The 24,198-nt window shown below is 61.4% G+C and carries 21 protein-coding genes and 1 pseudogene; 11 read left to right on the top strand and 11 right to left on the bottom strand.

Annotated elements, in window-relative coordinates; translation table 11 throughout:
- Positions 1–158: 158 nt before the first annotated feature.
- On the top strand, positions 159–1,031 hold the full coding sequence (locus BLU01_RS13120) for a Tim44 domain-containing protein (RefSeq protein ID WP_092275889.1): 873 nt from the start codon (positions 159–161) through the stop codon (positions 1,029–1,031).
- Positions 1,032–1,168: 137 nt separating this feature from the next.
- Positions 1,169–1,576: an SMI1/KNR4 family protein gene (locus BLU01_RS13115; RefSeq protein WP_092275886.1), complete on the top strand. Its 408-nt coding sequence runs from the start codon at positions 1,169–1,171 to the stop codon at positions 1,574–1,576.
- Positions 1,577–2,114: 538 nt separating this feature from the next.
- Here BLU01_RS13115 and BLU01_RS13110 read toward each other — a convergent pair.
- Positions 2,115–3,878, bottom strand: coding sequence for a cation:proton antiporter (locus BLU01_RS13110; protein ID WP_092275883.1), 1,764 nt, complete (start codon positions 3,876–3,878; stop codon positions 2,115–2,117).
- Between the two features lie 286 nt (positions 3,879–4,164).
- On the opposite strand from BLU01_RS13110, the gene BLU01_RS13105 reads away from it, so the two are divergent.
- Positions 4,165–4,647, top strand: coding sequence for an acyl-CoA thioesterase (locus tag BLU01_RS13105; RefSeq protein WP_092275880.1), 483 nt, complete (start codon positions 4,165–4,167; stop codon positions 4,645–4,647).
- Between the two features lie 105 nt (positions 4,648–4,752).
- Here BLU01_RS13105 and pdxY read toward each other — a convergent pair whose 3' ends face one another.
- A complete protein-coding gene (pdxY, locus tag BLU01_RS13100; protein ID WP_092275877.1) occupies positions 4,753–5,625 on the bottom strand; it encodes a pyridoxal kinase PdxY in 873 nt (290 codons plus the stop codon).
- A gap of 118 nt (positions 5,626–5,743) precedes the next feature.
- Here pdxY and BLU01_RS13095 point away from each other — a divergent pair, with 118 nt between their 5' ends.
- On the top strand, positions 5,744–6,157 hold the full coding sequence (locus BLU01_RS13095; RefSeq protein ID WP_092275874.1) for a DUF3301 domain-containing protein: 414 nt from the start codon (positions 5,744–5,746) through the stop codon (positions 6,155–6,157).
- A 30-nt stretch (positions 6,158–6,187) separates the two neighbouring features.
- Here BLU01_RS13095 and BLU01_RS13090 read toward each other — a convergent pair whose 3' ends face one another.
- Positions 6,188–7,180 (bottom strand): CobW family GTP-binding protein, encoded by a 993-nt coding sequence (locus BLU01_RS13090; protein ID WP_092275871.1) that lies wholly within the window; start codon positions 7,178–7,180, stop codon positions 6,188–6,190.
- A gap of 27 nt (positions 7,181–7,207) precedes the next feature.
- On the opposite strand from BLU01_RS13090, the gene BLU01_RS13085 reads away from it, so the two are divergent.
- A complete protein-coding gene (locus tag BLU01_RS13085; RefSeq protein WP_092275869.1) occupies positions 7,208–7,579 on the top strand; it encodes an NADH:ubiquinone oxidoreductase in 372 nt (123 codons plus the stop codon).
- Here BLU01_RS13085 and BLU01_RS13080 read toward each other — a convergent pair.
- Together BLU01_RS13080 and zigA are read right to left on the bottom strand one after the other, a co-directional pair.
- Positions 7,576–8,247, bottom strand: coding sequence for a DUF1826 domain-containing protein (locus tag BLU01_RS13080; RefSeq protein ID WP_408003134.1), 672 nt, complete (start codon positions 8,245–8,247; stop codon positions 7,576–7,578). The two genes, BLU01_RS13085 and BLU01_RS13080, sit on opposite strands and share 4 nt — an antisense overlap.
- A complete protein-coding gene (gene zigA / locus BLU01_RS13075) occupies positions 8,244–9,449 on the bottom strand; it encodes a zinc metallochaperone GTPase ZigA (protein WP_092275866.1) in 1,206 nt (401 codons plus the stop codon). Before zigA ends, BLU01_RS13080 begins: the two co-directional genes overlap by 4 nt.
- Before the next feature lie 120 nt (positions 9,450–9,569).
- Here zigA and folE2 point away from each other — a divergent pair, with 120 nt between their 5' ends.
- The 4 genes from folE2 to BLU01_RS13055 are packed head-to-tail and all read left to right on the top strand — an operon-like array spanning position 9,570 to position 12,896.
- On the top strand, positions 9,570–10,466 hold the full coding sequence (gene folE2, locus BLU01_RS13070) for a GTP cyclohydrolase FolE2 (protein WP_092281594.1): 897 nt from the start codon (positions 9,570–9,572) through the stop codon (positions 10,464–10,466).
- Positions 10,463–11,131 carry a metal ABC transporter ATP-binding protein gene (locus tag BLU01_RS13065; RefSeq protein WP_092275863.1) on the top strand — a complete coding sequence of 223 codons (669 nt, stop codon included), beginning with the start codon at positions 10,463–10,465 and terminating at the stop codon, positions 11,129–11,131. The genes folE2 and BLU01_RS13065 overlap by 4 nt, the downstream gene beginning before the upstream one ends.
- Positions 11,131–11,997, top strand: coding sequence for a metal ABC transporter permease (locus BLU01_RS13060; protein WP_092275860.1), 867 nt, complete (start codon positions 11,131–11,133; stop codon positions 11,995–11,997). The genes BLU01_RS13065 and BLU01_RS13060 overlap by 1 nt, the downstream gene beginning before the upstream one ends.
- Before the next feature lie 11 nt (positions 11,998–12,008).
- Entirely contained in the window at positions 12,009–12,896 is an 888-nt protein-coding gene (locus BLU01_RS13055; protein WP_092275857.1) for a metal ABC transporter substrate-binding protein, read from the top strand.
- Positions 12,897–12,996: 100 nt separating this feature from the next.
- Here the strand turns inward: BLU01_RS13055 and BLU01_RS13050 are convergent, their stop codons facing one another.
- A complete protein-coding gene (locus BLU01_RS13050; RefSeq protein ID WP_092275854.1) occupies positions 12,997–13,518 on the bottom strand; it encodes a DUF3617 domain-containing protein in 522 nt (173 codons plus the stop codon).
- Positions 13,519–13,649: 131 nt separating this feature from the next.
- On the opposite strand from BLU01_RS13050, the gene cls reads away from it, so the two are divergent.
- Complete coding sequence (gene cls, locus BLU01_RS13045; protein ID WP_092275851.1) at positions 13,650–15,089, top strand: cardiolipin synthase; 1,440 nt, start codon at positions 13,650–13,652, stop codon at positions 15,087–15,089.
- On the opposite strand, the gene cfaB is transcribed toward cls, so the two are convergent.
- The 5 genes from cfaB to hflK (BLU01_RS13020) form a co-directional block, all read right to left on the bottom strand.
- Positions 15,086–16,270, bottom strand: coding sequence for a C17 cyclopropane fatty acid synthase CfaB (gene cfaB / locus BLU01_RS13040; protein ID WP_092275848.1), 1,185 nt, complete (start codon positions 16,268–16,270; stop codon positions 15,086–15,088). The two genes, cls and cfaB, sit on opposite strands and share 4 nt — an antisense overlap.
- Before the next feature lie 297 nt (positions 16,271–16,567).
- Positions 16,568–18,484, bottom strand: a complete 1,917-nt coding sequence (locus tag BLU01_RS13035) for a cation-translocating P-type ATPase (protein WP_092275845.1) — start codon at positions 18,482–18,484, stop codon at positions 16,568–16,570.
- Positions 18,481–19,539 carry a protease modulator HflK gene (gene hflK / locus BLU01_RS13030; protein ID WP_092275842.1) on the bottom strand — a complete coding sequence of 353 codons (1,059 nt, stop codon included), beginning with the start codon at positions 19,537–19,539 and terminating at the stop codon, positions 18,481–18,483. Before hflK (BLU01_RS13030) ends, BLU01_RS13035 begins: the two co-directional genes overlap by 4 nt.
- Positions 19,536–20,576: a protease modulator HflC gene (gene hflC / locus BLU01_RS13025; protein WP_092275839.1), complete on the bottom strand. Its 1,041-nt coding sequence runs from the start codon at positions 20,574–20,576 to the stop codon at positions 19,536–19,538. The genes hflK (BLU01_RS13030) and hflC overlap by 4 nt, the downstream gene beginning before the upstream one ends.
- Entirely contained in the window at positions 20,573–22,540 is a 1,968-nt protein-coding gene (gene hflK / locus BLU01_RS13020) for a protease modulator HflK (protein ID WP_092275836.1), read from the bottom strand. The genes hflC and hflK (BLU01_RS13020) overlap by 4 nt, the downstream gene beginning before the upstream one ends.
- 221 nt (positions 22,541–22,761) lie before the next feature.
- On the opposite strand from hflK (BLU01_RS13020), the pseudogene lpdA reads away from it, so the two are divergent.
- Positions 22,762–24,162, top strand: a pseudogene (gene lpdA / locus BLU01_RS13015) (dihydrolipoyl dehydrogenase).
- Positions 24,163–24,198 lie beyond the last annotated feature (36 nt).

Genomic DNA, 24,198 nt, shown 5'->3' with positions numbered 1-24,198 from the left:
GTCCGCTTGTCTTACGGACAAAAGTACATCGCCCTCTATCCCGCGGCTTACCTGAACCTCACCTGTCAGGCAAAAGCCCGAAACACTCTGCCGCTAGCCAGTGACACTTGAGCTGTGCAACATGGCACGCGTTCCATCCACAAATGGGAATTCCCTTTATGAAACGTTTTCTTAGCATCGCCATGGCCTTGTGCATTGGTCTGACGATGAGCCTGGACGCCAACGCCAAGCGCTTCGGTGGCGGCAAGAGCTCCGGCGCTGCGCCGTCTCACCAGACCAGCCAAATGGCTCCTTCTTCTGCCGCGGGTGGCGCTGCCGCCACTGCGGGCGCCGCCGGTGCGGCTGGCGCTGCAACCAAGGCCAGCGGTGCTTCGCGCTGGCTCGGCCCTCTGGCCGGCATCGCCGCCGGTGGCCTGTTGGCCTCGATGTTCATGGGCGACGGCTTCCAGGGCATGCAGATCTTCGCCATCCTGATCATGGCGCTGATTGCCTTCATGGTCTTCCGCTTCATCGCCGCTCGTCGTCGCAAGCAGCAAGACCAGCTGTCTCCAGCCGGCGCGCCGATGCACCGCGAAGCGTTCGATCAGAAGCCGGCCGGTACCGGTTCGATCTTCGGCGGTTCGGCAGCACCAGCCGCCGCGCGTCCGGTGATCAATGCGCCAGCCTGGTTCAATGAGCAGAACTTCATTGCTGCGGCCCGCAACCATTTCCAGTCCCTGCAACAACACTGGGACGCCAACGAAATGGACAAGATTGCCGAGTTCGTGACCCCGCAGCTGCTGGAGTTCCTCAAGCGCGAACGGGCTGACCTGGGTGACGGCTTCCAGTCCACTTACATTGATAACCTCAATGTGCAGCTGGATGGCGTCGATGATCGCGCAGACAAGACCATCGCCACCCTGACCTTCAGTGGTGTGTCGAAGACTTCACGCTTCGACCAGGGCGAAGTGTTCAGCGAGAGCTGGAACATGGAACGCCTGCAGGGCGAGAACCAGCCATGGCTGGTTGCCGGTATCCGCCAGAACGGCTGAACCGCCCCGCGTTGAATGTGTCGCAAGAAAAAGCCCCGGCCTTGGCCGGGGTTTTCTATTTCGCGGTTGCATCTATAGCGAGCTACTGTATAAACCGCCCCAACTAAACCGCGCCATCAAGCAAGAGGATCCCGGACGTGGAAGAAATCATCGAACAACTGCGTGAAGCCAACGAACCAGTACCGGTCCCCTTGGAGTTGCCTGACGAAGATCAAATCGTGGAAATCGAAGAACAATTGTTCATCGACATCCCATTCGTCTTCAGAGAATTTTTGCTGATCGTCAGCGACGTGGTCTACGGCAGCCTGGAGCCGGTCACCGTGACCGACCCGCAATCCCACACTTACCTGCCGGACGTTGCCGCCAACGCCTGGGACGCCGGTGTCGACCGCAGCATGATCCCGATCTGCCAGGACGGCGACGATTACTACCTGGTCGAAGAAGACGGCACCGTGGTGTTGTGGCAAGCCGAAGAAGAACTGATTGCCGAAGAAACCTGGGAATCGGTATGGCACTGGGCGCGCGACGTCTGGCTGGAAAGCTGAGCAAACCGCCGCAGCCCTTTGTAGCAACCGCCAAAGGTGACAACCGCCGAACGTAGCAGCTGCCGAAGGCTGCGTCCGGCTGCGAAGCAGCCGCAAACCCCACGCCGATCATCTGCCTGACACACCGTGGCGTCTGATCCGGCGACTGCTGCGCAGCCGAACGCAGGCTGCGCCAGCTGCTACAAAGTCCTGCCAATACCAGATCCATGTAGCAGCTGCCGAAGGCTGCGTCCGGCTGCGAAGCAGCCGCAAACCCACGCCGATCATCTGCCTGACACACCGTGGCGTCTGATCCGGCGACTGCTGCGCAGCCGAACGCAGGCTGCGCCAGCTGCTACAAAAAGCCCCGTCGCGACCAGATCCATGTAGCAGCTGCCGAAGGCTGCGTCCGGCTGCGAAGCAGCCGCAAACCCACGCCGATCATCTGCCTGACACACCGTGGCGTCTGATCCGGCGACTGCTGCGCAGCCGAACGCAGGCTGCGCCAGCTGCTACAAAAAGCCCCGCGGCTACACGGACCTGCTGCTACAAGATCAAGTCAGTGCCCGGCAGCGTCCTTGTGGTTATCCAGCGTCTCGAGCAACGCCACTTGCATGCGCGTATGCACGCGGATGAACCAGCGCCACAGCAGCGCCGCAACGGCAGCCGTGACCACGGCGATCAGCACCAGCAATTCGTTGGTTGGCAGAATGCTCGCCGACAACGCCGCCAACAGCAGGAAAATCACCAGCAACGAAAGAATCGGGATCACTTCGGCGATCACTCGACGTACTCGCTGCGTGTGCCGACCGGCCATTTCCGGCTTCACGCCCATCTCCGCCAACAACATCGAAAGCGCTTTGAGCTTGCGATAAGCCGCAATCAGAAACGGCAGCGACACCAGCAACGCCCCGCCCCAGATCAGCGCTTTCTGCCAACTCGGCTCACTGATCCACGCTTGCAGATACGCCGACATCCGCTCGGCGAAAAATGCGCTGGAAAAGAAAATCGCAATCACCAGCGCCAGATTCACCCCGACCTGCAACAGAATCCGCCGGATCATCGACGCCAGCAGCGCCCCCTCGCCCTGCGGCTGAATGCTGCGCAGCCATTCGCCATACATCCCCAACACCCGGCTCAGGCGTTGCGGCATGACGGCGGCAAGTTTGATCGACAGCGGATCGGCTGAACGAATCAGATACGGCGTCAGCAGCGTGGTAATCACCGAAACCGCCACCGCCACGGGATAGAGGAAGTTGCTGGTGACCTGCAAGGTCATGCCCAGCGCGGCGATGATGAAGGAAAATTCGCCAATCTGCGAAAGACCCATGCCGACCCGCAGTGAGGTACGTCCGTCGTTGCCGGCGATAAAGGCACCGAGCCCGCAGGACAACATCTTGCCGAGCACCACGGCCACGGTGATCACCGCGATCGGCCAGGCGTATTGCAGCAGGATCAGCGGATCGAGCATCAGCCCGATGGCGACGAAGAAAATCGCGCTGAACAGGTCGCGAACCGGTTCGATCAAGCGCTCGATTTTCAGCAGTTGCCGCGACTCGGCCATGATCGCGCCGATCAGGAATGCGCCGAGGACCATGCTGTATTCGAGTTTGACCACCAGCAGACAGAAGCCGAAACACAGGCCCAGCACAGTGATCAGCAACATCTCGTTGCTTTCGAATTTCGCCACATACGCCAGCAGGCGCGGCACCAGCAGGATGCCGACGACTAGGGCGACGATCATGAACAGCGAGAGTTTGCCGACCGTCGAGAACACTTCGCCGGAACTGACCGTGCCGCTGACCGCGATGCTCGAGAGCAACGCGATGATGCCGATGCCGAGGATGTCTTCGACGATCAGCACACCGAAGATCAACTGCGCGAAGCGCTCGTTTTTCATCTTCAGATCGTTGAGCGCCTTGACGATGATGGTGGTCGAGGAAATCGCCAGGATCGCGCCGAGGAACAGCGAGTCCATGGTGTTCCAGTCGAACCAGCGGCCGATTTCGTAGCCGATCCAGATCATCAGGACGATTTCCAGGAACGCCGCGATAAACGCCGTGGCGCCGACCTTGAACAGTTTGCGCAGGCTGAATTCCAGGCCGAGGCAGAACATCAGGAAGATCACGCCCAGCTCCGCCAGGGTCTTGATCGTCTCTTCGTCGTGGATCAGGCCGAACGGCGGCGTGTGCGGGCCGATGATAAAACCGGCGACGATGTAGCCGAGGACCACCGGTTGTTTGAATCGGTGAAAGAGCACGGTCACCACGCCCGCTACCAACATGATCACTGCCAGGTCCTGAATAAAACTGATGGCATGCATGGTATGAGGCTCCTTGAGTGACATAGCTCGACGGCCAGGCTCGGAAAAAGCCTGATCGAGCGGAGTAAAAATCCGCTTTGCGCGTAGGAAAATGCCTTTGGGGTGGGCTTTCGCAGGGTAACACCGCGACTTCCGGCAGAAAGGCGGTGCAATATATGGAAACAGATCGATGCGGCGTGACGGCAATCACCTGCCCGGCGTCCCGATAACTGAGGTTTGCAAAAACCGGCCAGGCCCCGCAGAGGTGCCGCCCTTTCGAAATTCTGCTTTGACCCGTGAGAACGTTATGGAACCCGGAAACGCCCAGCTGTCGATGACGGTATTGATGACCCCCGACATGGCCAATTTCTCTGGCAATGTGCACGGCGGGACGCTGCTCAAGTACCTCGACGAAGTGGCCTACGCCTGCGCCAGCCGCTATGCCGGCCGCTACGTGGTGACCTTGTCGGTGGACCAGGTGATTTTCCGCGAGCCGATTCATGTCGGCGAACTGGTGACCTTTCTGGCGTCGGTCAACTACACCGGCAACACCTCGATGGAAGTCGGCATCAAAGTCGTGACCGAGAACATCCGCGAGCGCTCGGTGCGCCACACCAATAGTTGCTTCTTCACCATGGTCGCGGTCGATGACCAGCGCAAACCGGCGCCGGTGCCGCCGCTGCAACCGCAGAACAGCGAAGACAAACGCCGCTTCATCCAGGCCCAGCAACGCCGGCAGATTCGTCAGGAACTGGAAAAGCGTTATCAGGAAATCAAGGGCGACGCCTGAGGTGTTTGATCGTTAAATCGCTTTCGCGGGCAAGCCTCGCTCCTACGGACCCGGGTCGTTCAGGCGAACTCCAACCTGTAGGAGCGAGGCTCGCCCGCGAAGCTTTTAAAGGCTGATCGCAACCGCCTCAAACCGCACCCGCGGATGCGCAATCCGGTCCTGCGCCCGCACCAGTTCCAGCTCGTAACTGGCGCACGCCTGGGTTTCCAGCAGCACTTCATGCACCGCCGCCGCGGTGAACTCAAACGCTGCCACCAGGCTATCGCCGAGCAGCACGCGCGCCAGGAACAACCCCGACGTCAGGTCACCGACACCGACCGGCTGACGCGGAAACGCCAACAGCGGCCGGCGCAAATGCCAACTGCCCTCAGCCGTCACCAGCAACATCTCGAACACATCCGTCGGTTTGCCGGGATAGTCCAGATGCTTGACCAGCACCGCTTTCGGGCCGCGTGTCAGCAGCGCTCGGGCCATCGCCAGGCAATCGAACAGCGACTGTGGCTTGCGCCCGGAAAAGCTGTCGAGCTCCAACTGATTCGGGCACATGAAGTCCGCCACCGCAGCTGCCTCTTCCAACAGAAAGTCGCTGACCTCGGCCGGCACGCTGCAGCCTTTCTCCGGGTGGCCCATCACCGGGTCGCACAAGTAAAGGGCTTTCGGATTGACCGACTTGATCCGCGCCACGCCCGTCAGAATCGCCCGCCCCTGAGCGGCGCTGCCCAGGTAACCGGAAAGCACCGCGTCACAGTTGCCCAGCTCGCCAATCGCGGCAATGCCTTCAACCAATTCGGGAATCTGCTGCGGCGGCAATATTTCGCCCGCCCATTGCCCGTATTGCGTGTGGTTGGAGAACTGCACGGTGTTGAGCGGCCAGACATTCACCCCGACCCGCTGCATCGGGAAAACCGCGGCGCTGTTGCCGGCGTGGCCGAACACCACGTGGGACTGGATGGCGAGCAGATGGGGCGTGCGTTTCATGCGCTGAGTTCCGTAAAACGATTGAAATTCGAGCCGCGCAGTATGCGACTAAACGCAGCCTGTACGACAGGCCGGCGACACAGTTAAGCTGGCGCTATCTTGTTGGAGCACTCTGTCGATGCTGACCCTCGGAAATATCTTCGTGCTGATGCTGCTGGCCACTGGCGGCGCGTGGCTCTGGCACAACCACGGCTTGCGCGAGCGCGCACTGGAGCGGGTCAAGCAGCATTGCGCGAAACTCGAAATCGAGTTGCTCGACGGCAACGTGGCGCTGAAAAAAATCGGTTTTATCAAAGATGCCAACGGTCGTCGACGTCTGGCTCGGGTGTATAACTTCGAATTCACCGTGACCGGCGAAACCCGCCACACCGGGACCATCACCCAATTCGGTGCGCACAGCGCGCAGATTGAACTGGCGCCGTACCCGATGCCGTTCGACGACACGCCGCCGGTGGTTGAAGTGGTGAAGCCGCGCGGCGAAGTGATCGAAATGAGCCAGTGGCGACAGGAACACACCAAGTGGCGTCCCTGAAGATTCAGCTCATCACCTGAAACCCTGTGATCAAACCTCTCGCAAAATCCGACACAGACTCAGACCTTCCTGCAACTCAGCAATATCCTGCGGCTCCGCAAAAATCAGCTCGATCCGCGAATCCTGACGCCATTCGCTCGCCTGCCACGCCTTCATTTCCAAGCTACCCAACTCCAAGCTAGCCAACGCATTCGCCGAAACCCAACCTTTGGCGCTGTGGATAACCAGCTTCGCCCGCTGCCAGGCAAGGCTTTCCAGCCAGCGCGCTACCCGCGCCGCATCAAATACCTGACTTGGATGCCAGCGCCAACCAATGCTCCAGCCGCCCTCCTGTGCCTGACTCAAGCAAATCGGTGACGCAGGATCAGTCCAGATCGCCGGCAACTGCGGCAACCCCTTGGGCAGCACAACGTTATCCACAGCCGCTATCGCCCGATTTTCCAGCCCCGGCAGTTCGCTCAATGGCAACGCTGCTTGCTGCGTCCAGTACACGGGACGCGCCGGCAACTGCTGGATAATCCGCCGCCGATCTTCCTCAGTCAGACCTTCAGACTTGTTCAGCAACAACAAACCCGCGCTGTTCAACGCCTGCTGTTGCGCCGCCGGCAGCGGTTTGCCGGCCGCGAGCGCTTGCGCATCCAGCACCAGCACACACGGTTGAAGCGCCAGTACGCCCAGCCACGGCGCTTCACTCAACTGACGCAGCAATGTCGCCGGATGCCCCAACCCGGACGGCTCGATAAACAGCCGGTCCGGCCGCGCCTTGCGCAGCAATCGCCCGAGGCCGATCTGAAACGGCGCACCATTCACGCAACACAAACAGCCGCCGGCCACTTCGCCCAGTGCGATACCATCGGCGCCCTGGGTCAGCAGCGCGGCGTCGAGACCGATCTGGCCGAACTCGTTGATCAGCACCGCCCAGCGTTCGTGCGCCGGGCGCTGCGCCATCAACTGCTTGATCAGGCTGGTCTTGCCGGCGCCCAATGGCCCGGCGATGACGTGCGTGGGAATGTTCTGCAACATGGTCAAAGTTTTTTGAGGAGGTAAAGGATGCGGTTGATCGGATTGTCGTGGTCAGCGTTGGCGTCGGGTTTGGCGCTGATGTCCGGCGAGGCGCTGGCGCAGGCGTGTGTGGTGCACAGCACGGCGGAACGGCTCGACGTCAAAGTCTGTCAGCAGAACCGCAACATCCCGGAAAAACTCTTCGCCGACGGCTTCTGCCAACCGAACTTGCCCGGGCAGAAAGTCGACGTGCAATACGTCGACCAATGCCCCAGCGGCGCGTTCGGCGTGTGCAGCAACGCGCAAGTCGCCAATATGCCCTACCGCCAGGATATTCACTATTACGGCGTGGCCACCGACGCGGCGTATTTACAACCGTTCTGCGAGGCGCAGAGCCAGGGTAACTGGCTCAAACCCTAACTCAGCCAGTCGAGCGTCAGAATCAACCGGCGCTGACCCGGCGCCGGTTGCGGCGAGCGATGAATCAGCCCGAAACCCTCGTTACCGTGCCACTTTTCACCTTTGAGCAACGCCACGTCACCGCTGTCGATGTGCTGGATCGGCGCCTGCGGCTCGGCGTGCGGATTGCCCAGCTGCCGACGATCGATCGCGCCTTCTTTCAGCCACTCGCTGCCGACGCCCGCATACGTGGTGATCAGCCGAACCGGCACATGATCGACGTGAAATCGCGGGCACATGGCTTGGTCCAACGCGCGCAAACGCAGGCCAACGCGCTTGGCGCCGAGCAAACACGCGAAGGCGCTGACCAGCCACGAAACGTCGGCGATAAAACCTTCGTAGCCTTCAAGGTCGCTGAAACCCGAGGCCAACCCGCGCAAGTTGGGTTCGGCGTCCTCGCTGGGTATTTCCAGGACCAGCGACTCGGCCAGCGGCTCGTTCAGCGATAACAGCAAACGGGCGAAATCGCCGATGTGCAGCGGCAATTGGCGTTGCCACACCGCGAGATTGGCGTCGTCGTGAAGGATTTTTGTCAGGACTTTCGGATTTGCTCCGTGATGCTGACGAGGTTTGCGCGCGGACGTTTTGCCCAGCGGGTTGGCCGCCACAGGTGTGAGTGCGCGCATCATGCGGCCTCTTCGTGCCACGGGCCGAACGGGTCGGGCAACATGCGCCAGGCCTCGATGCCCTGGGCCATTTCATCGTCGGTCAGCAGGCAGCTGTCGAGCTCGGCGCTGAGCTGCGCGAAGTCGATGTTCTGCCCGATAAACACCAGTTCCTGGCGGCAATCACCGCTGCCCGCTGCCCAGTTCTGCATGATCGCGGCAGTGCTTTCCTGATCCTGCGGCCATTGGTTTTTCGGCACAAAACGCCACCAGCGACCGGCGAACCCGTGGCGCATCAAACCGCCGGCCTGCGACCAACTGCCGGCGTCCATGTGCTTGCTCGCCAACCAGAAAAAACCCTTGGAACGCAGGAGTTTGCCATTGAGCCACGGGCGATCGATGAAGCTGAAAAAACGCTGCGGGTGAAACGGCCGGCGCGCGCGGTAAGCCGTCGAAGCGATGCCGTATTCGTCGCTTTCCGGCACGTGCTCGCCGCGTAATTCCTGCAGCCAACCCGGCGCCTGCGCGGCTTTTTCAAAGTCGAAACGGCCGGTGTTGAGGATCTTCTCCAACGCAATTTCGCCCATGACCATCGGCATGATTTCCGCTTGAGCGTTAAGCCGTTCGAGGATCGCCATCAGCTCTTCGCGTTCGCGGCGGCTGATCAGGTCAATCTTGCTGATCAGGATCACGTCGGCGAATTCGATCTGCTCGATCAGCAGATCGGTGATCGAACGCTCGTCTTCCTCGCACAGGGTTTCGCCACGCGACGCGAGGCTTTCGGCGGCTTGATAGTCGAGGAGAAAATTCATCCCATCGACCACGGTGACCATGGTGTCGAGCCGGGCAATATCGGCGAGGCTCTGCCCGGCTTCGTCGCGGAAGGTAAACGTTTCGGCCACCGGCAACGGTTCGGAAATGCCGGTGGATTCGATCAGCAAGTAATCAAATCGACCGTCCTTCGCCAGTTTGCTCACCTCCTCCAGCAAGTCCTCGCGCAGGGTGCAGCAAATGCAGCCGTTGCTCATTTCCACCAGTTTCTCTTCGGCGCGGTTGAGGCTGACATCGCGTTGTACTTCGCCGCCGTCGATGTTGATTTCGCTCATGTCGTTGACGATCACCGCGACCCGCAGGTTTTCGCGATTACGCAGTACGTAATTGAGCAGCGTACTTTTGCCGGCGCCGAGAAAGCCCGATAGGACGGTCACGGGGAGACGATGGGGCATCAGGTATTCCTCTCAGGTTGGGTCCAACGACGGGTCGAATGCCCGCTCGCGAAAAAAGCCTTGGTTGATTTTAATGTAATAACATAACATGCAAAACCGAACTTCACGATGGACCTGCTGATGAATGCGCTGACTCTGCCGGATATCGCCGCGCAGGCCTCACGCCAAGCCCTGCCACTTGAGTGGGTGGGCATGTGTGGCATTGCCCTGCCGATCCTGATTGACGGGCGACGCCTGAACGCGAGAGCGGATGCCGGCGTCAGTCTTGATGACGGCGAAGCGCGCGGCATTCACATGTCGCGGCTGTATCTGGCGCTGGAAATGCTCGAACGGGAAAACCTCACACCGGCATTACTGCGCCGGGTTCTGCAACGATTCCTGGACAGCCATCAAGGTTTGTCGTCTAGCGCTTATCTGAAAATTCACGCTGATTTGCTGCTCAAACGTCCGGCGCTGATCAGTCCGTTAGCCGGCTGGAAAAGCTATCCCGTCAGCATCGATGCACGTTTGGAAAACGATATGTTCCACGTGGAACTAAGAATCGACGTGGCTTATTCCTCGACGTGCCCCTGCTCGGCAGCGCTTTCCCGGCAGCTTATCCAGGCGCAATTCGTCGATGATTTCGCCAACAAATCGCTCAATCACGCAGACGTCCTGACATGGCTGGGCTCCACGAACGGCATCGTTGCCACCCCGCACAGTCAACGCAGCACCGCCCAGTTGCGCTTACGCCTGCTCGACTTTGTCGAAGACTTGCCGCTTATTGCGGCGATCAATGACGCTGAAGCTGCACTCGGCACTGCCGTGCAAACCGCAGTGAAACGCGCCGACGAACAAGCCTTCGCGTTGGCCAATGGGCAGAACCTGATGTTCTGCGAAGACGCCGCGCGTCGCTTGAATCTGGCGCTGAAACGCTCTCCCGGCATCGACGGATTTCACATCCGCGTGGTCCACGCTGAAAGCCTGCACGCCCACGATGCAGTCGCCGAGAGCCGCTGCAATTGGGAGCGCGCATGATCCGCTGCCTATCCCTGCGCTGGGGCGCACCTGGCCAAGCGCTGACGCCTGCGGTGGATTTTGCGTTGCCCGCAGGCAGTCTCACTGCTGTGATTGGCGCCAATGGCTCGGGCAAAAGCAGCTTGCTCAAAGTTATCGCCGGTCTGCAAAAACCACTGTCCGGGAAAATTGTGCTGGATGTTCCACGCCAGGGCGGCCTGTCTTTTCTGCCTCAGCAACAACACTTGGATCGGCAGTTTCCGATCAGCCTGCAGGAGTTGGTGGCCGCAGGATTCTGGGGCAGCAAACAATCAACGGAAGTCCGCAAGCACAAACTCGAAAGTGTATTGCACGACTGGTGCCTCAGCGGCCTGGAGCAACGTCCGCTCATGGCGCTGTCCGGCGGCGAATTGCAGCGCGCCCTGCTCGCCCGTTTAAGCCTCGCCGAGGCGCCGTTGCTGCTGCTCGACGAACCCCACGCCGCACTCGATGAACTCGGCCAGGAATTGCTGTGGCAACACATCCACGCCTGGCACGCCGCCGGCCGAACGCTGTTGATCGTGTGCCATGACCTCGCCGCCGTGCGCCAACATATAACGCAAACCCTGCTGATCAAAAGCAGCGGCTGCACCCTCGGGCTCAGCACCGAACTGATTCGCCAACAACCGCAAACGCAGGTGGCCTGATGATCGCCGCCGCGCAACTCTGGCAACCGTTTCACGAGTTCGTGTTCATGCGCCGGGCGTTGCTCGGTGGTCTGGTGCTGGCGTGCAGCACGGCGCCGCTCGGGGTGTTTTTGATCCTGCGGCGCATGAGCCTGATCGGCGACGCGGTGGCTCACGGCATCTTGCCCGGCGCCGCGTTGGGTTTCTGGTTCTTCGGCTTAAGCCTGCCAGCGCTGACCCTCGGTGGTCTCGGCGCGGGCCTGAGCATGGCCGGACTGGCCGCGTGGATCACCCGCCGCACCGGTCTGCGCGAAGACGCCAGCCTCGCCGCGATCTACCCGATTTCCCTCGCCAGCGGCGTGCTGATCCTCGGCATCGCCGGCAAACGCCTCGACCTGTTGCACCTGTTATTCGGCTCGGCATTGGCGGTCGATGGCCCGACGCTCAGCGGGATGTTGTGGGTCTCCGGTTTCAGTCTGATCGCCATGGCGCTGATCTATCGACCGCTGCTGCTGGACACGCTCGACCCGCTGTTCCTGCAAACCGTCAGCCGTCTCGGGCCGCTCGCGCACGGCGTATTCCTGACGTTGGTGGTGCTGAATCTGGTGATCGGTTTCCAGGCCATCGGCGCGTTGATGGTGGTCGGTTTGATGATGTTGCCGGCCGCCGCTGCGCGATTCTGGAGCCGTCGATTGCCAGTGCTGATGAGCATCGCCGCGCTGCTCGGCTGCCTCTCGGTGTGGTTTGGTTTGCTGCTGTCGTTCTATTGCTCGCTGCCCAGCGGCCCGGCCATCGTGTTGGTGGCGGGCGCGTTGTATCTGTTGTCCGTGGTGTTCGGGCCGGTGCACGGCTTGTTGCGCCGCCCGCCCTTGCTCACATCCCAATGAGGTGTATCCCGATGCGCGTTGTACTCGTGCTGTTCAGTTTGCTGCTGTCGATGTCGATACCCGCGTTGGCGGCGGCAGCGGAAAAACTCCAGGTCGTCACCAGCTTCAGCATCCTCGCCGACATGACGCAGCAGGTCGGCGGCGAGCATATCCAGATCACCAACATGGTCGGCGCGGACGCCGATGCGCACACTTACGAGCCGACGCCGGACGACGCCAAAGCGCTGCTCAACGCCAAACTGATCATCAAGAACGGCCTCGGTTTCGAGCCATGGCTGGATCGTCTGGTGACCAGCACCGAGACCACCGCGCCGGTGATCAGCGCCAGTCACGGGGTGATTCCGCGCTCGCTGGATGAGGATGGCGAAACCGTGCCCGACCCGCACGCCTGGCATAACCTGGCGAACAGCGAGCTGTACATCGCCAACATCACCAAAGCGCTGATTGCCGCAGACCCGGCAAACCGCGCCGACTATCAACGCAACAGCCAGGCTTACCTGAAACAGATCTACGCCCTGCTCGCCGAGGCCAAAGCCAAGCTCGGTTCGCTGCCGCCGGGCAAGCGCAGGATCGTTACCTCGCACGACGCTTTCGGTTATCTCGGCCAGGCATACGGCATCGAGTTCATGGCGCCGCAAGGATTGTCGACCGAACGCGACCCTTCGGCGGCGGAAGTTGCGGCGTTGATCACGCAGATCCGTCAGGCCAAGGTCAAAGCGGTGTTTATGGAAAACATCAAGGATGCGCGCCTGCTCAAGCAGATTGCCGATGAAAGCGGCGCGAAGATTGGCGGCACGTTGTACTCCGATGCGCTCGCCGCCAGCGGCCCGGCCAGCACCTTCGCCGGGCTGTTCGAATACAACCTCAACACCCTGTACGACGCGTTGAGCAAACCCTGAGCGGATCTGAGTTGATGGCGTTTTAGAGGACGCTTTCGCGGGCAAGCCTCGCTCCTACGGACAGTGATATCCGTAGGAGCGAGGCTTGCCCGCGAAGCTTTTATGCGCGCGGCTTGACCGTTCCGCAATCCTTACCCAGCCACACCGCGCGGCTGTCCAGGCTGCCCTGCTGCTGAATACCAGTGGCGTTGAACGTGCCGCTGACCTTGGTGGTGAACTCACGATCACTGAGGAACGTCGCGACGCCGGCACCTTGCGCTTTCGGGCAGCTGAACTTGAATTTCCACTGATTGCCGGTGCGATCAGTGATTTCCTGTTTGCAGCCCGATGCCGGGTCGGTCAGCGGAATGTTGTCCGTCGCCACTTGCTCCTGCGTCAGGCAGGCACGCACGCCCTTGCCGCCAATGTTGATGCCCTGCTTCTCCAACTGCGCGCGCTGCTGCGGCGTCATTTGGCCTTGCAACTGACCGAGGATCAGTTGCAGATCCGGCAGGTTCTGGTTATCGACTTTCATGTTGCTCGTGGTCAATTCCCACAGACCCGGCTGCAGCATCTGCGCCTGAGCGGCAACCGGAAGGGACAAACCGAGGGCCATGGCCACACCCAACAGACGAACATTCATCGAGTAACTCCTGATCATTAGTGGCCGTTAGACGTCAGCTCCAGGCTTCGGTTCATGGCCCAATTAAATAGCGACATTCTGCACGGAACATGGTCTTTTACGTATTGAATCTTCAGGAGCAAGGTTGCCTCATGGATTATTTTGGACCGCACGTTTTCGGTTACCTGATCGCCTTGTTGCACACGCTGGGCCTGATTGCCGCCATCCACGCCGTGTTGACCGTGCGCACCGCCCAAGGCTCGATTGCCTGGGCGCTGTCGCTGCTGTTCATTCCCTACCTCACGCTTATCCCTTATCTGGTGTTCGGCCGCAGCACGTTCGACGGCTATATTCAGGCCCGACGTCAGGCCAACGAAGAAATGCGCAAAGCGATTTCCGAGCTGAACTGGCGCCCCTGGGTCGAGGAAGCCCTCGCCGCCCGCGCGTCCAATGCCTATGCCTCGCTGCGGGCGATGCCAAAACTGGGACGCATGCCGTGCCTGGCGAACAACGACGTGCACCTGTTGATCGACGGCGCCGCCACGTTCGAAGCAATTTTCGCCGCCATCAGCAACGCCAAAGAAGCGGTGCTGGTGCAGTTTTTCATCATCCACGACGACCGCCTCGGCCAGCGCTTGCATAATCTGCTGCTGAAAAAGGCTGGTGAAGGCGTGGCGGTTTACTTGCTTTACGACCGCATCGGCAGCCACTCGTTGCCGCACAGTTATGTCCAACCGTTACGGGATGCCGGGGTCGAGGTCAAAGCGTTTGCCACGCGCAGCGGCTGGCTCAATCGCTTCCAGGTGAATTTCCGCAACCACCGCAAGATCGTCGTGGTTGATGGCGTCCTCGGTTTTGTTGGCGGGCATAACGTCGGCGACGAATACCTCGGCGAAAAACCTCCGCTGGCACCGTGGCGCGATACCCACGTGCAAGTGCGCGGCCCGGTGGTGGCGTGCATGCAGGAGTCGTTCGCCGAGGACTGGTTCTGGGCCGCACGCACGTTGCCGCCGCTGATCCTGCCGGACGTTTACCCGGACGACGGCGTGCTCTGCCAATTGCTCGCCAGCGGCCCGGCCGATTCCTACGAAACCTGTTCGCTGTTCTTTGTCGAAGCAATTCACGCAGCGACTGAACGCGTATGGATCACCAGCCCTTATTTCATTCCCGACGAAGCAGTGTTCGCGGCGCTGCGCCTGGCCGTACTGCGCGGTGTCGATGTGCGGCTGTTGCTGCCGTCGCGCCCGGACCACCGCATCGTTTACGCCGCGTCCAGCCTCTACGCTTTCGAAGCGGTGCGCGCGGGCGTGCGAGTGTTCCGTTACGAACCCGGTTTCATGCATCAGAAAGTGGTGTTGATCGACAGCGAAATCAGCGCCATCGGCAGCGCCAATCTGGACAACCGTTCATTCCGGCTGAATTTTGAAGTGATGCTGCTGACCGTCGACAGCGTGTTCGCTGGCGAAGTCGAGAAGATGCTCAACGATGACTTCGCCCAGTCCCACGAAATCGCCAAGGAAGAAAGCCGGGAAACCCACCGCCTGCAACAAATCGGCATGCGGGTCGCCCGGCTTATTTCGCCGATCCTTTAAGGCGTGTAAATGTCGTCGCGGGTCCAGGGCAATTCGTGGCTGCCGTCCAGATGCGCCTTCACCGCGAGAATCTGGTGCAGGTTGATCCAGCCTTTGGCGAAGGCGTAGGCGCAACCGGCCAGATACAGCCGCCAGATGCGCAGCGCCTGTTCGGGCACCTCTTTGGCGGCGGTTTCCAGATTGTCTTCGAGGCGTTCACTCCAGTGATCGAGCGTGCGCGCGTAGTGCAGGCGCAGGCTCTCGACGTCGACGATCTCCAATCCGGCTTCGCTGATCTCGGCGGCAATCATCGACAAGTGCGGCAGCTCACCGTTGGGGAACACGTACTTCTCGATGAAATCCCCGGCGCCGCGTCCCACCGGCCGGCCGTCAGTGTGTTTGGCGGTGATGCCGTGGTTCATCACCAGACCGCCCTCCTTCACTGCACCGAAAAGAATGTTGCAGTACTCGGCAAGGTTCGCGTGGCCGACGTGTTCAAACATGCCGACGCTGACCACTTTGTCGAAACGTCCGTCCTGCGGCAAATCGCGATAATCGAGCAGTTGCAGTTCGACCAGATCTTCCAGCCCTTCCTCTTTGACCCGCTCACGGGCCAGCGCCAATTGTTCCTTGCTCAGGGTAATGCCGAACACTTTCGCGCCACATTCACGTGCCGCGTAACGCGCCAGACCGCCCCAGCCGCAACCGACATCCAGCAGATATTCGCCCGGTTGCAGCCGCAGCTTGCGGCACAAGTGGCGGAATTTGGCTTGCTGCGCCTGTTCCAATGACTCGCTGCCGGTCTCGAAGTAGGCGCAGGAATACGCCATGTCGCTGTCGAGCCACAGTTGGTAAAACGCGTTGGAGAGGTCGTAGTGGTAGGAAATCGCCTTGGCGTCGGTTTCCTTGTCGTGGGCAAGTCGTACCGGCTGACTGTCGGCATCGCCCAATAACGCCTGGCTCCATTCATCGCAGACGCGGATCACGTCGCTGATCGAGCCTTCCAGCTCAAGCTTGCCTTCGACGAAAGCAGCGCCTAGCGCGTCCAGGCTTGGGTGGGTGAACTGGGTAACCATTTGTGGGTCCTTGACCACAATCGTGACGCTGGGCGTCGGCCCCAGGTTGAATTCATGGCCATCCCAGAGTCGCAGGCGAAGCGGTAACTGCAGATTCTGTAAGGCCGGTGGAAGTTGCGCGAGCATGGAAAATCCCCCCTTGTTTCAGACGTCTGATCTGAGGGTAGACCATCTCTAGAAAATAGCTGCCTATCGATAAATAGCCGTTTTCTATGACTGTGGGAGCAAAACTTGCTCGCGATAGCAACCTGGCAGGCGGCGCACGGGTGAATGTGCTGGCCCACTCGCGAGCAAGCTTTGCTCCTACAGAGACTTGGCCGCAGCTACCAAGCGCTCGTTGGATGGCCCTCAAGCAGATGACTTCGACTGTGCAAGACAGTTCTGAAAATTTCCCAACCGCTGATCCGCCAGTCAGCGCGCCGTTCAGTGCTCATCTTTCAACTTCAACAGTGGCTCCTGAAAGCGCAGCAACCGTCCGGCGTTGCCCAGCACCAGCAACGTGCTGAAGTTGTGCAGCAAAGCAGCGATCATCGCCCCCGCCGCACCGAGCCAGCCGAATGCGGCAAACGCGACAATCGCCAAGGTCCAGCCGAGGCCGATGATCACGTTGACCTGCAATGTCTGCCGACATTGGCGACTCAAGCGCACGCAGGTGCCGAGCCGGCGCAAGTCGCTGCCGATCAACACGATGTCCGCCGACGCCAGCGCAATGTCCGCACCGCCTGCGCCCATCGCCACGCCAACCACCCCGGCCTTCAGCGCCAGTGAATCGTTGATGCCGTCGCCAACCACCATCGGCCGAAAGCCGTTGCCGATTTCCGTCATCACTCGATTGAGTTTGTCTTCAGGCAAGGCTTGCGCCTCGACATCGCTGATCCCGACGTCACGCGCCAACGTCTGCGCGACGCTTTGCCGGTCACCGGTCAGCAGCAATTGCCGGCCCAGTCCGAGTTCGCGCAATTCCTGCAACGCAAAATGCGCTTCCGGTTTGAGCGTGTCCGCGAGCAACAGCCACGCGAGAAATTCGCCGTTCAGCGCGAGCCCGGCAATTGGCCCGTCGTGTTCGGGAATCGCCGAAGTCACGATGCCCAATTGCGCAAACAACTCCGGACGCCCGAGCGCTGCTTCGCCCTGCTCGGTCATTGCAACGACGCCCAAGCCCTGGCGTTCGTGAATGTCCAACAGCAGCAAAAAATGTTCTGGCGTGACCAGACTGGCCAAGGCGCGACTGACCGGATGGCTGCTCGCCGAACCGAGGCTGGCGGCCAGTTTCAGCACAGGGCTGCGATCCTCCAGCGGGCTGTCGATCGATTGCAGGCGCAGGGTGCCGAAGGTCAGCGTGCCGGTTTTATCCACCACCAGCGAGGTCAGGTCCGCCAGTTCTTCGAGGAACGCCGAGCTGCGAATCAGGATGCCGTGACGCGCCGCGACCGCCACCCCGGCAATCGCCGTGGCCGGCGCCGACAACACCAGCGCGCACGGGCAAGCGGCGACCAACACCGCGAGCATCGCTTGCGCATCGTTGGTGACGAACCAGGTCACCGCCGCCAGCAACAGCACCAGCACCATATAGCTGCCGGCGTAACGCTCGAGCAAACGGGTGATCGGCGGCTTGGAACGCTCGGCGCTCTGCATCAGCGCGATCACTTTGCCGAGGGTCGATTCGTGGCCGGTGCGCGTCACTTCAATCCGTAGCAGACCGTCGAGGTTGATCGCGCCACCGAACACGCTCATGCCGGCCGCCACTTCCAGCGGCACTGATTCGCCGGTAATCGACGCGGTGTCGAGGCTCGCCTGACCGGACAACACGCGGCCATCCGCCGGCACCCGATCCCCGGCGCGCACTTCGACAATATCGCCAGCCTTCAGTGTGCCGTTGTCGACTTCGATGATCGCGCCGTCCGCCTGCACTTTGCGCGCGTGGCTGCGGGTGAGTTTGCCCAAAGCGTGGATCGCTTCTTGCGAGCCGATGACGCTGCGTTCCTCCAGCACGTGGCCGAAGATCATGATGATGGGCAACAACGCAGCGGTGAGCAGATCGCCGGTGGCCCAGGCGCCGAGCATTGCCAACGCAATCAGTTGATCGGTGATGCCGTGCAAACTTGGGTAGCGCAGGCTGTACCACGCCGAGCGCATCACCGGCACGGCCACCAGTAACGAAGCAAAACCGAGCAGCAATTGGCTGACCCCAGTCTGCTCCGGCGACAGCCAACGCCAGATCAAACCGAGCGCCAGCAAGCCCAGCGCGAGCATGGCCAAGGTCAGTTGACGGGCGGCGCTGCGTTGTTCGGCCGAGGACAACAGGCTTGGTTCGGACGGGATGTGCGCGGGGGTGGTCATTGTGTGGCTCCCTGAATGATCAGGCGGGAATCGTCTTTTGGATCGACCGTGGTCACCGAACCGGCCTGGCCGAGAATCTTCGGCATGCGCTCGCGATAGAGGCGCAAGAGCATTTGCGGGTCGGTGCCCTGTTGCTGCGTTTTGCTCAGGCTCAGCACCGTAGCGGTGGCGGCCGAGGCATCGGCCAGTCGTTCACTGGCTTGCGCATGCGCAACTTGCAATGCGCGGTCGGCTTGTTCGTTGGCGATCTGGGTGAGTTTCTCAGCCTCGGTACGCGCATTGGCCACGGCTTTGTCGGCCTGTTGACTGGCGGTGAGCACCGCGTTGAAGGCATTGACCGCCGGGCCGGGCAAGCTGGATTGCACGTCGACGCGGGCGACCTCGATGCCGATGCCCTGCCCCGTCGCCGCCAGTTCGGCCAGGCGTTGGTTGATGCTTTGTACCAGATCACCGCGCAGGCGTTCGCGGCGTTCGGCGGCTTTGTTGTCGGCGCCGATCAGCTCAGGTCTGGCGACCAGAATCGTGTCGAGATCGCGCGCGGCAGTCAGCGCCACGGCACTGCGCGTGACCAACCGATCCAGCGCCGGTAGCACATGTTCGCCCTGAAGGACGAACGCGTAAGGCTCGGTGACTTTGTAAAAAACCCGCACGTCCAGCTGCACGACTCCGGCGTCACCGGTCAGCAAATAACCGGAACCGGCGAGTGCATCGCTGAGCGGCGTGGCAAACGTCGCCACACGATCCGCCTGCAACGCGACATCGCTACGGAGCAAGTTGTCGACGCGGCGCTCGATCACCCGATCCGCCGCCGGCAACAAAATCACCTGCTCAAAAGGACTCGGCCACGCCAGCAATAGCCCGGCGTTTTGAATGCGATCCAGCGCGCCGAAGTGCAACACCACCGCGCGATTCTGTGGATCAATCTGCCGCACATTCGAAAACGCCCAGACCAGCGCGGCCAAGATAGTCACCGCGTACAGCGCCAAAAAAGCCAAGCGTCCGGCCTGAATCCAAGGGCTGTTTATCGCATGTGTTCCACGTGGAACTAATTTCATGGCTGCGACCCGGACTTGTTGTCGAGGCTCGGCGGCCCGTCAACCAACACGCGGAATGGCGCCGCGTCGGTGCGCAAAATCAGTTTGGTGCCGGGCGAAACAATCGTGCCCAAGGTGTCGAGCGAACGCAGCAAATTGTAGAGCTGCGGCGACCCGGCATAAGCGCGGCCATAAATCTGCGCCGCTTCGACCCGGGATTGCGCTTCGATGTCAGCTGCTTTGACCGTGGCATCAGCTTGCACCACCCGCGCATCGCGCTCGGCGGCGGAGCGGATTTGCGCGGCTTCACGTTTGCCGATCGCCGTGCGTTCGGTGGCGATTGTTTCACGCTCGGCGCGCATGCGATCAACCGTGGCGGTGAGCGTCACCGACGGCAACGTCAGCCGCTCGATGCCAACTTGCAGCACGCGCACGCCATAAGTGGTGAGCAACTGCTGATCGATTTGCTGGCGCAGTTGCGCTTCAAAATCGGCGATGTGCACTTGATTGGCGTCGGTGTTCACCAGGTTGGCCAAGTCAAAACTGCTGGCGGTGGTTTCCAGCGCCGAGCCGACGAAGGTGCGAATCTGCCGCGCCGCTTCATCCGGCTGGTTCTGCACCGCGCGCATAAAGCGCTGCACATTGTCCGGATCACCCTGAACCTGCCACGCCACGTAAGCCTGGACGATGATGCGCAAACCGTCGCGCGTGCCGACATCCTGCAAACCGCTGGACGTGGTGCGCAGGCGCAAGTCCACCGGAATCGCCGCTTCGAACGGCGCCGGCCAGCGCCAGCCCAGTCCCGGTTCCAGTAACACCCGCGACGGATTGCCGAAACGGGTAATCACCGTGGCCTCGCCGGAACGCACTTGCACCAGGCTCGCCGCCGCAATGGCAAACGCCACCAGCAAGGCCGCCCAAGCCATGCGCCGCCACGGAAATGGCCCGGCGGCTTGCGCATCACCGTGGTGATGATGGTGATGCCCGTGATGGTGGCCCGCATGGCCATGATCGTGCCCAGCGTGGTCGTCGTGAGGGTGATTATGCGGCTGGCTCAATGGGTGGCTCCTGGCTGAGCGGGGTTACGCGGCGACGCGGGGTCGGCCGGCAGCGTGAAGGTTCGCAGGTCGATGGTCGGCGCATTGCTGCTGCCGCCGAGGCGATGATCGAGGATCAGCAACTGCGCGTTGGCCAGGCCTTGGCTCAGTTGACTCAAATAGTGTTCGAGGACAAAGGCCTGGCCGGCGCTGGCGTAAGCCTTGCGCTCGGCGCTGAAGCGCAAGTCGGAGGCCTGCGCCGTCGCGTTGATTTCGCGGGCACTGGCGGTCGCTTGATCGCGGGCAACGCTGGCCTGCAATTGCGCCTGATTGGTCGCCTCCGCTGCGGCGCCACGTTCACGCGCGATCAACGCTTGCGCGCCAATCTGCGCCGCTTGCACCGCGTGATACGCATTGGCTGCGCCGGCCGGTGGGTGAATGGCTTCGACCACCGTCGCGAGAATCTCCACGCCGCTGTCGAGTTTCTGCAAGTCGGCTTGCACCGCGCGGCCAATCTCGTCGCCCAGCCCTACCCGGTCGGCGCCAAGCAAACCGTCGAGGGTTCGCGACGCGAAGTCGTGCACCAGAATCCGGCTCGCGGTGCTGCGAATCAGCGTCGGTACGTCGGCGCTGTTATAAGTCGCGGCCAATGCCGCTTGATCGCTGAGGCCGATGCGGTAGACGAAACGCACGTCCATGTTGACGATCTGCAAGCTCTGTTTGTCGGCGCGGCTGCTGGCGATGACTTGGGATTTGTCGTTGACGTGGCTGGCGTCCCACAAGCGATTGGCGATCGCTGGCGGCGGACCTTCTGCCGGTTCAGCGGCCATCGGCACCCCTGCTCCGTCGCTGACGCTGGTGGCCAACTCGTGGACCACGCCGTTCTCGACGCTCAACACGCGACCCAGCGGCCACGGCAAACCGGCGTGCAAACCAGGGCCGAAGACTTGCACCGGTTTGCCGAAACGCTCGTAGATGCCGCGCCCCTGCAACGGAATTTCGTGAACACCGGTCAGCGCCCAACCGACGACCGCCACCACCGCCAGCACCGGCAAGAAGGCGCGACGTATGTAGCTGAAGGCCCAGATCTGCCGCAGGTCGATGCCGAAGCGGTTGTGCAATTCATGCTGCAACGCCAGCAACGGCTGCGGCGGCCAGCGCAGCAGGTCGGCGATGAAACTGCGCGCGAGCAATGTCGGTTCCACTTGCTCGCGCGGCGGACTGAACAGCGACAGCACGGCGCGCAGCAGCAATTCGGCTGCCACCAACCCCGGCAGCAGACCGATCAACACCGCCAGACGTACCGGCCAAACTGCGGTTTGGTTGGCGAACAACAGGCACAACGCGCTCAGCACCAGGCAGATAATCGCCACGCGCGTGAGCTGCGCCAACGCGTTCGCCTCCGGCCATTCGGCGGCGTTTTCCTGCGCGAGTTGGCGTTCCAGCACCAGCAAACCGAAGGCCAGCAGCAACGACAACGAAGCGCCGACACTGGCTGACACACCCAGCGTGGCCGGGGCCAGACTCAGGTTCCAGACTTGCGCGATGCTGTACAACGTCAACAACGCCCAACCGGCCAGCCACAACGTCGGCGCGCCGATCTGCGCGAGCATGCGCACCCAGCGCTGGCCGATTCGGTCGAGCAAGCGTTCGTACCCGCCCACCGGCTTAGGCACTTCTTCGTCGGCACCAACCGGCAGCGCCAGCGCCGGATGCATCGCCCGCGCGCGCCATTCGGTGACCCAACCGGCCGCTTGCAAACCGCCAATCAACACCAGCAAACCGCCGCTCTGATTGACCAGCAACGCGCCCCACAGCGACTGCGGCGCAAACAGCGCGACGAAAAACGCCAACACCAGCCCAATCGCCGCGAGCGCACCCAGGGCTATCGCGTACTGACGCAACCGCCGCTGCTGAAACTGCGCCTGCTGAAAGCGCGGCAACCCGCTTACTTGCGTTGCATCGACATCAAGATCGACTTGCATACCACCCCAGAATTTATTGATTGCCGATGTCACATCTTGTTACTCGTCGTTACCTTATAACGAAGCGGGTGAAATTTCCGTTGTAAATCGCTCCATCTAAAGCCGCCGACCTGTCGCCTGGCTGAAGCCTTGACCGAAACACCGCGAAACGCTCATATTACGCTCGTAATTTTTACCAGCAGCTACGGTTAACCATCCGGTCCCTACTCAGGAGTACAAGCATGAGCACCTATGACGTCGTGATTCTGGGCGGTGGCCCGGGCGGTTATAACGCGGCGATTCGCGCGGGCCAATAGGGCCTCAAAGCCGCGTGCGTCGAGGGCCGCGCGACGCTCGGCGGTACGTGCCTGAACGTCGGTTGCATGCCGTCCAAAGCCTTGCTGCACGCCTCCGAACTGTACGACGCGGCCATGGGTGCGGAATTCGCCAATCTCGGCATCGAGGTCAAACCGACGCTCAACCTCGCGCAGATGATGAAGCAGAAGGATGAAAGCGTGACCGGCCTGACCAAGGGCATCGAGTTTCTCTTTCGCAAAAACAAAGTCGACTGGATCAAGGGCTGGGGCCATATCGACGGGCCGGGCAAAGTCACCGTCACTGACAGCGCCGGCGATAAAACCGAGTTGAGCGCCAAGGACATCATCATCGCTACCGGCTCCGAGCCCACTCCCCTGCCCGGCGTCGACATCGACAACCGGCGCATCCTCGACTCCACCGGCGCGCTGTCGTTGAGCGAGGTGCCGAAACACCTGGTGGTGATCGGCGCCGGGGTGATCGGCCTGGAACTGGGCTCGGTCTGGCGGCGCTTGGGCGCGCAGGTGACGGTGGTCGAATACCTCGAGCGGATTTGCCCCGGCGTCGATGCCGAGGCCGGCAAGACCTTGCAGCGTTCCTTGAGCAAGCAAGGCATCAGCTTCAAGTTGAGTTCGAAAGTCACCAGCGCCACCACGTCCGAGAACGGCGTGCAGCTGAGCGTCGAACCTGCTGCCGGTGGCACCGCCGAATTGCTTGAAGCGGATTACGTGCTGGTCGCCATCGGTCGCCGACCTTTCACCGAAGGTCTGGGCCTGGAGAACGTCGGCCTCGCCACCGACAAGCGCGGCATGCTCGCCAACCAGGGCCATCGCACCGAAGCGGCGGGCGTCTGGGTGATTGGCGATGTGACGTCCGGGCCGATGCTCGCGCACAAGGCTGAGGACGAAGCGATGGCGTGCGTCGAGCAGATCGTCGGCAAGGCTGGCGAGGTCAATTACAACCTGATCCCGAACGTGATCTACACCCGGCCGGAGCTGGCCAGCGTCGGCAAAACCGAAGAACAGTTGAAGGCTGAGGGCCGGGCGTACAAGGTCGGCAAGTTCCCGTTTACCGCCAACAGCCGGGCGAAGATCAATCACGAAACCGAAGGTTTTGCCAAAGTGCTGGCCGATGAGCGCACGGATGAAATCCTCGGCGTGCATCTGGTCGGCCCGAGCGTCAGCGAAATGATCGGCGAGTATTGCGTGGCCATGGAATTCAGCGCCTCGGCCGAGGACATCGCCCTGACCTGCCACCCGCACCCGACCCGCTCCGAGGCGTTGCGCCAGGCAGCAATGAATGTGGAAGGGATGGCGACGCAGATGTAGCGCAGACACATGATCGTTCCTGCGCTCCGCGTGGGA

It is taken from the genome of Pseudomonas prosekii, assembly GCF_900105155.1.
Lineage (GTDB): Bacteria > Pseudomonadota > Gammaproteobacteria > Pseudomonadales > Pseudomonadaceae > Aquipseudomonas > Aquipseudomonas prosekii.
This window is presented reverse-complemented; position numbering and strand designations above follow the sequence as displayed.

Excerpts from the sequence above, each read along its gene's own strand:
- BLU01_RS13120 (WP_092275889.1), top strand. The coding sequence starts at position 159 with ATGAAACGTTTTCTTAGCATCGCCATGGCCTTGTGCATTGGTCTGACG.
- BLU01_RS13110 (WP_092275883.1), bottom strand. The coding sequence starts at position 3,878 with ATGCATGCCATCAGTTTTATTCAGGACCTGGCAGTGATCATGTTGGTA.
- BLU01_RS13105 (WP_092275880.1), top strand. The coding sequence starts at position 4,165 with ATGGAACCCGGAAACGCCCAGCTGTCGATGACGGTATTGATGACCCCC.
- pdxY (WP_092275877.1), bottom strand. The coding sequence starts at position 5,625 with ATGAAACGCACGCCCCATCTGCTCGCCATCCAGTCCCACGTGGTGTTC.
- BLU01_RS13095 (WP_092275874.1), top strand. The coding sequence starts at position 5,744 with ATGCTGACCCTCGGAAATATCTTCGTGCTGATGCTGCTGGCCACTGGC.
- BLU01_RS13090 (WP_092275871.1), bottom strand. The coding sequence starts at position 7,180 with ATGTTGCAGAACATTCCCACGCACGTCATCGCCGGGCCATTGGGCGCC.
- BLU01_RS13085 (WP_092275869.1), top strand. The coding sequence starts at position 7,208 with ATGCGGTTGATCGGATTGTCGTGGTCAGCGTTGGCGTCGGGTTTGGCG.
- BLU01_RS13080 (WP_408003134.1), bottom strand. The coding sequence starts at position 8,247 with ATGATGCGCGCACTCACACCTGTGGCGGCCAACCCGCTGGGCAAAACG.
- zigA (WP_092275866.1), bottom strand. The coding sequence starts at position 9,449 with ATGCCCCATCGTCTCCCCGTGACCGTCCTATCGGGCTTTCTCGGCGCC.
- folE2 (WP_092281594.1), top strand. The coding sequence starts at position 9,570 with ATGAATGCGCTGACTCTGCCGGATATCGCCGCGCAGGCCTCACGCCAA.
- BLU01_RS13065 (WP_092275863.1), top strand. The coding sequence starts at position 10,463 with ATGATCCGCTGCCTATCCCTGCGCTGGGGCGCACCTGGCCAAGCGCTG.
- BLU01_RS13060 (WP_092275860.1), top strand. The coding sequence starts at position 11,131 with ATGATCGCCGCCGCGCAACTCTGGCAACCGTTTCACGAGTTCGTGTTC.
- BLU01_RS13055 (WP_092275857.1), top strand. The coding sequence starts at position 12,009 with ATGCGCGTTGTACTCGTGCTGTTCAGTTTGCTGCTGTCGATGTCGATA.
- BLU01_RS13050 (WP_092275854.1), bottom strand. The coding sequence starts at position 13,518 with ATGAATGTTCGTCTGTTGGGTGTGGCCATGGCCCTCGGTTTGTCCCTT.
- cls (WP_092275851.1), top strand. The coding sequence starts at position 13,650 with ATGGATTATTTTGGACCGCACGTTTTCGGTTACCTGATCGCCTTGTTG.
- cfaB (WP_092275848.1), bottom strand. The coding sequence starts at position 16,270 with ATGCTCGCGCAACTTCCACCGGCCTTACAGAATCTGCAGTTACCGCTT.
- BLU01_RS13035 (WP_092275845.1), bottom strand. The coding sequence starts at position 18,484 with ATGACCACCCCCGCGCACATCCCGTCCGAACCAAGCCTGTTGTCCTCG.
- hflK (WP_092275842.1), bottom strand. The coding sequence starts at position 19,539 with ATGAAATTAGTTCCACGTGGAACACATGCGATAAACAGCCCTTGGATT.
- hflK (WP_092275836.1), bottom strand. The coding sequence starts at position 22,540 with ATGCAAGTCGATCTTGATGTCGATGCAACGCAAGTAAGCGGGTTGCCG.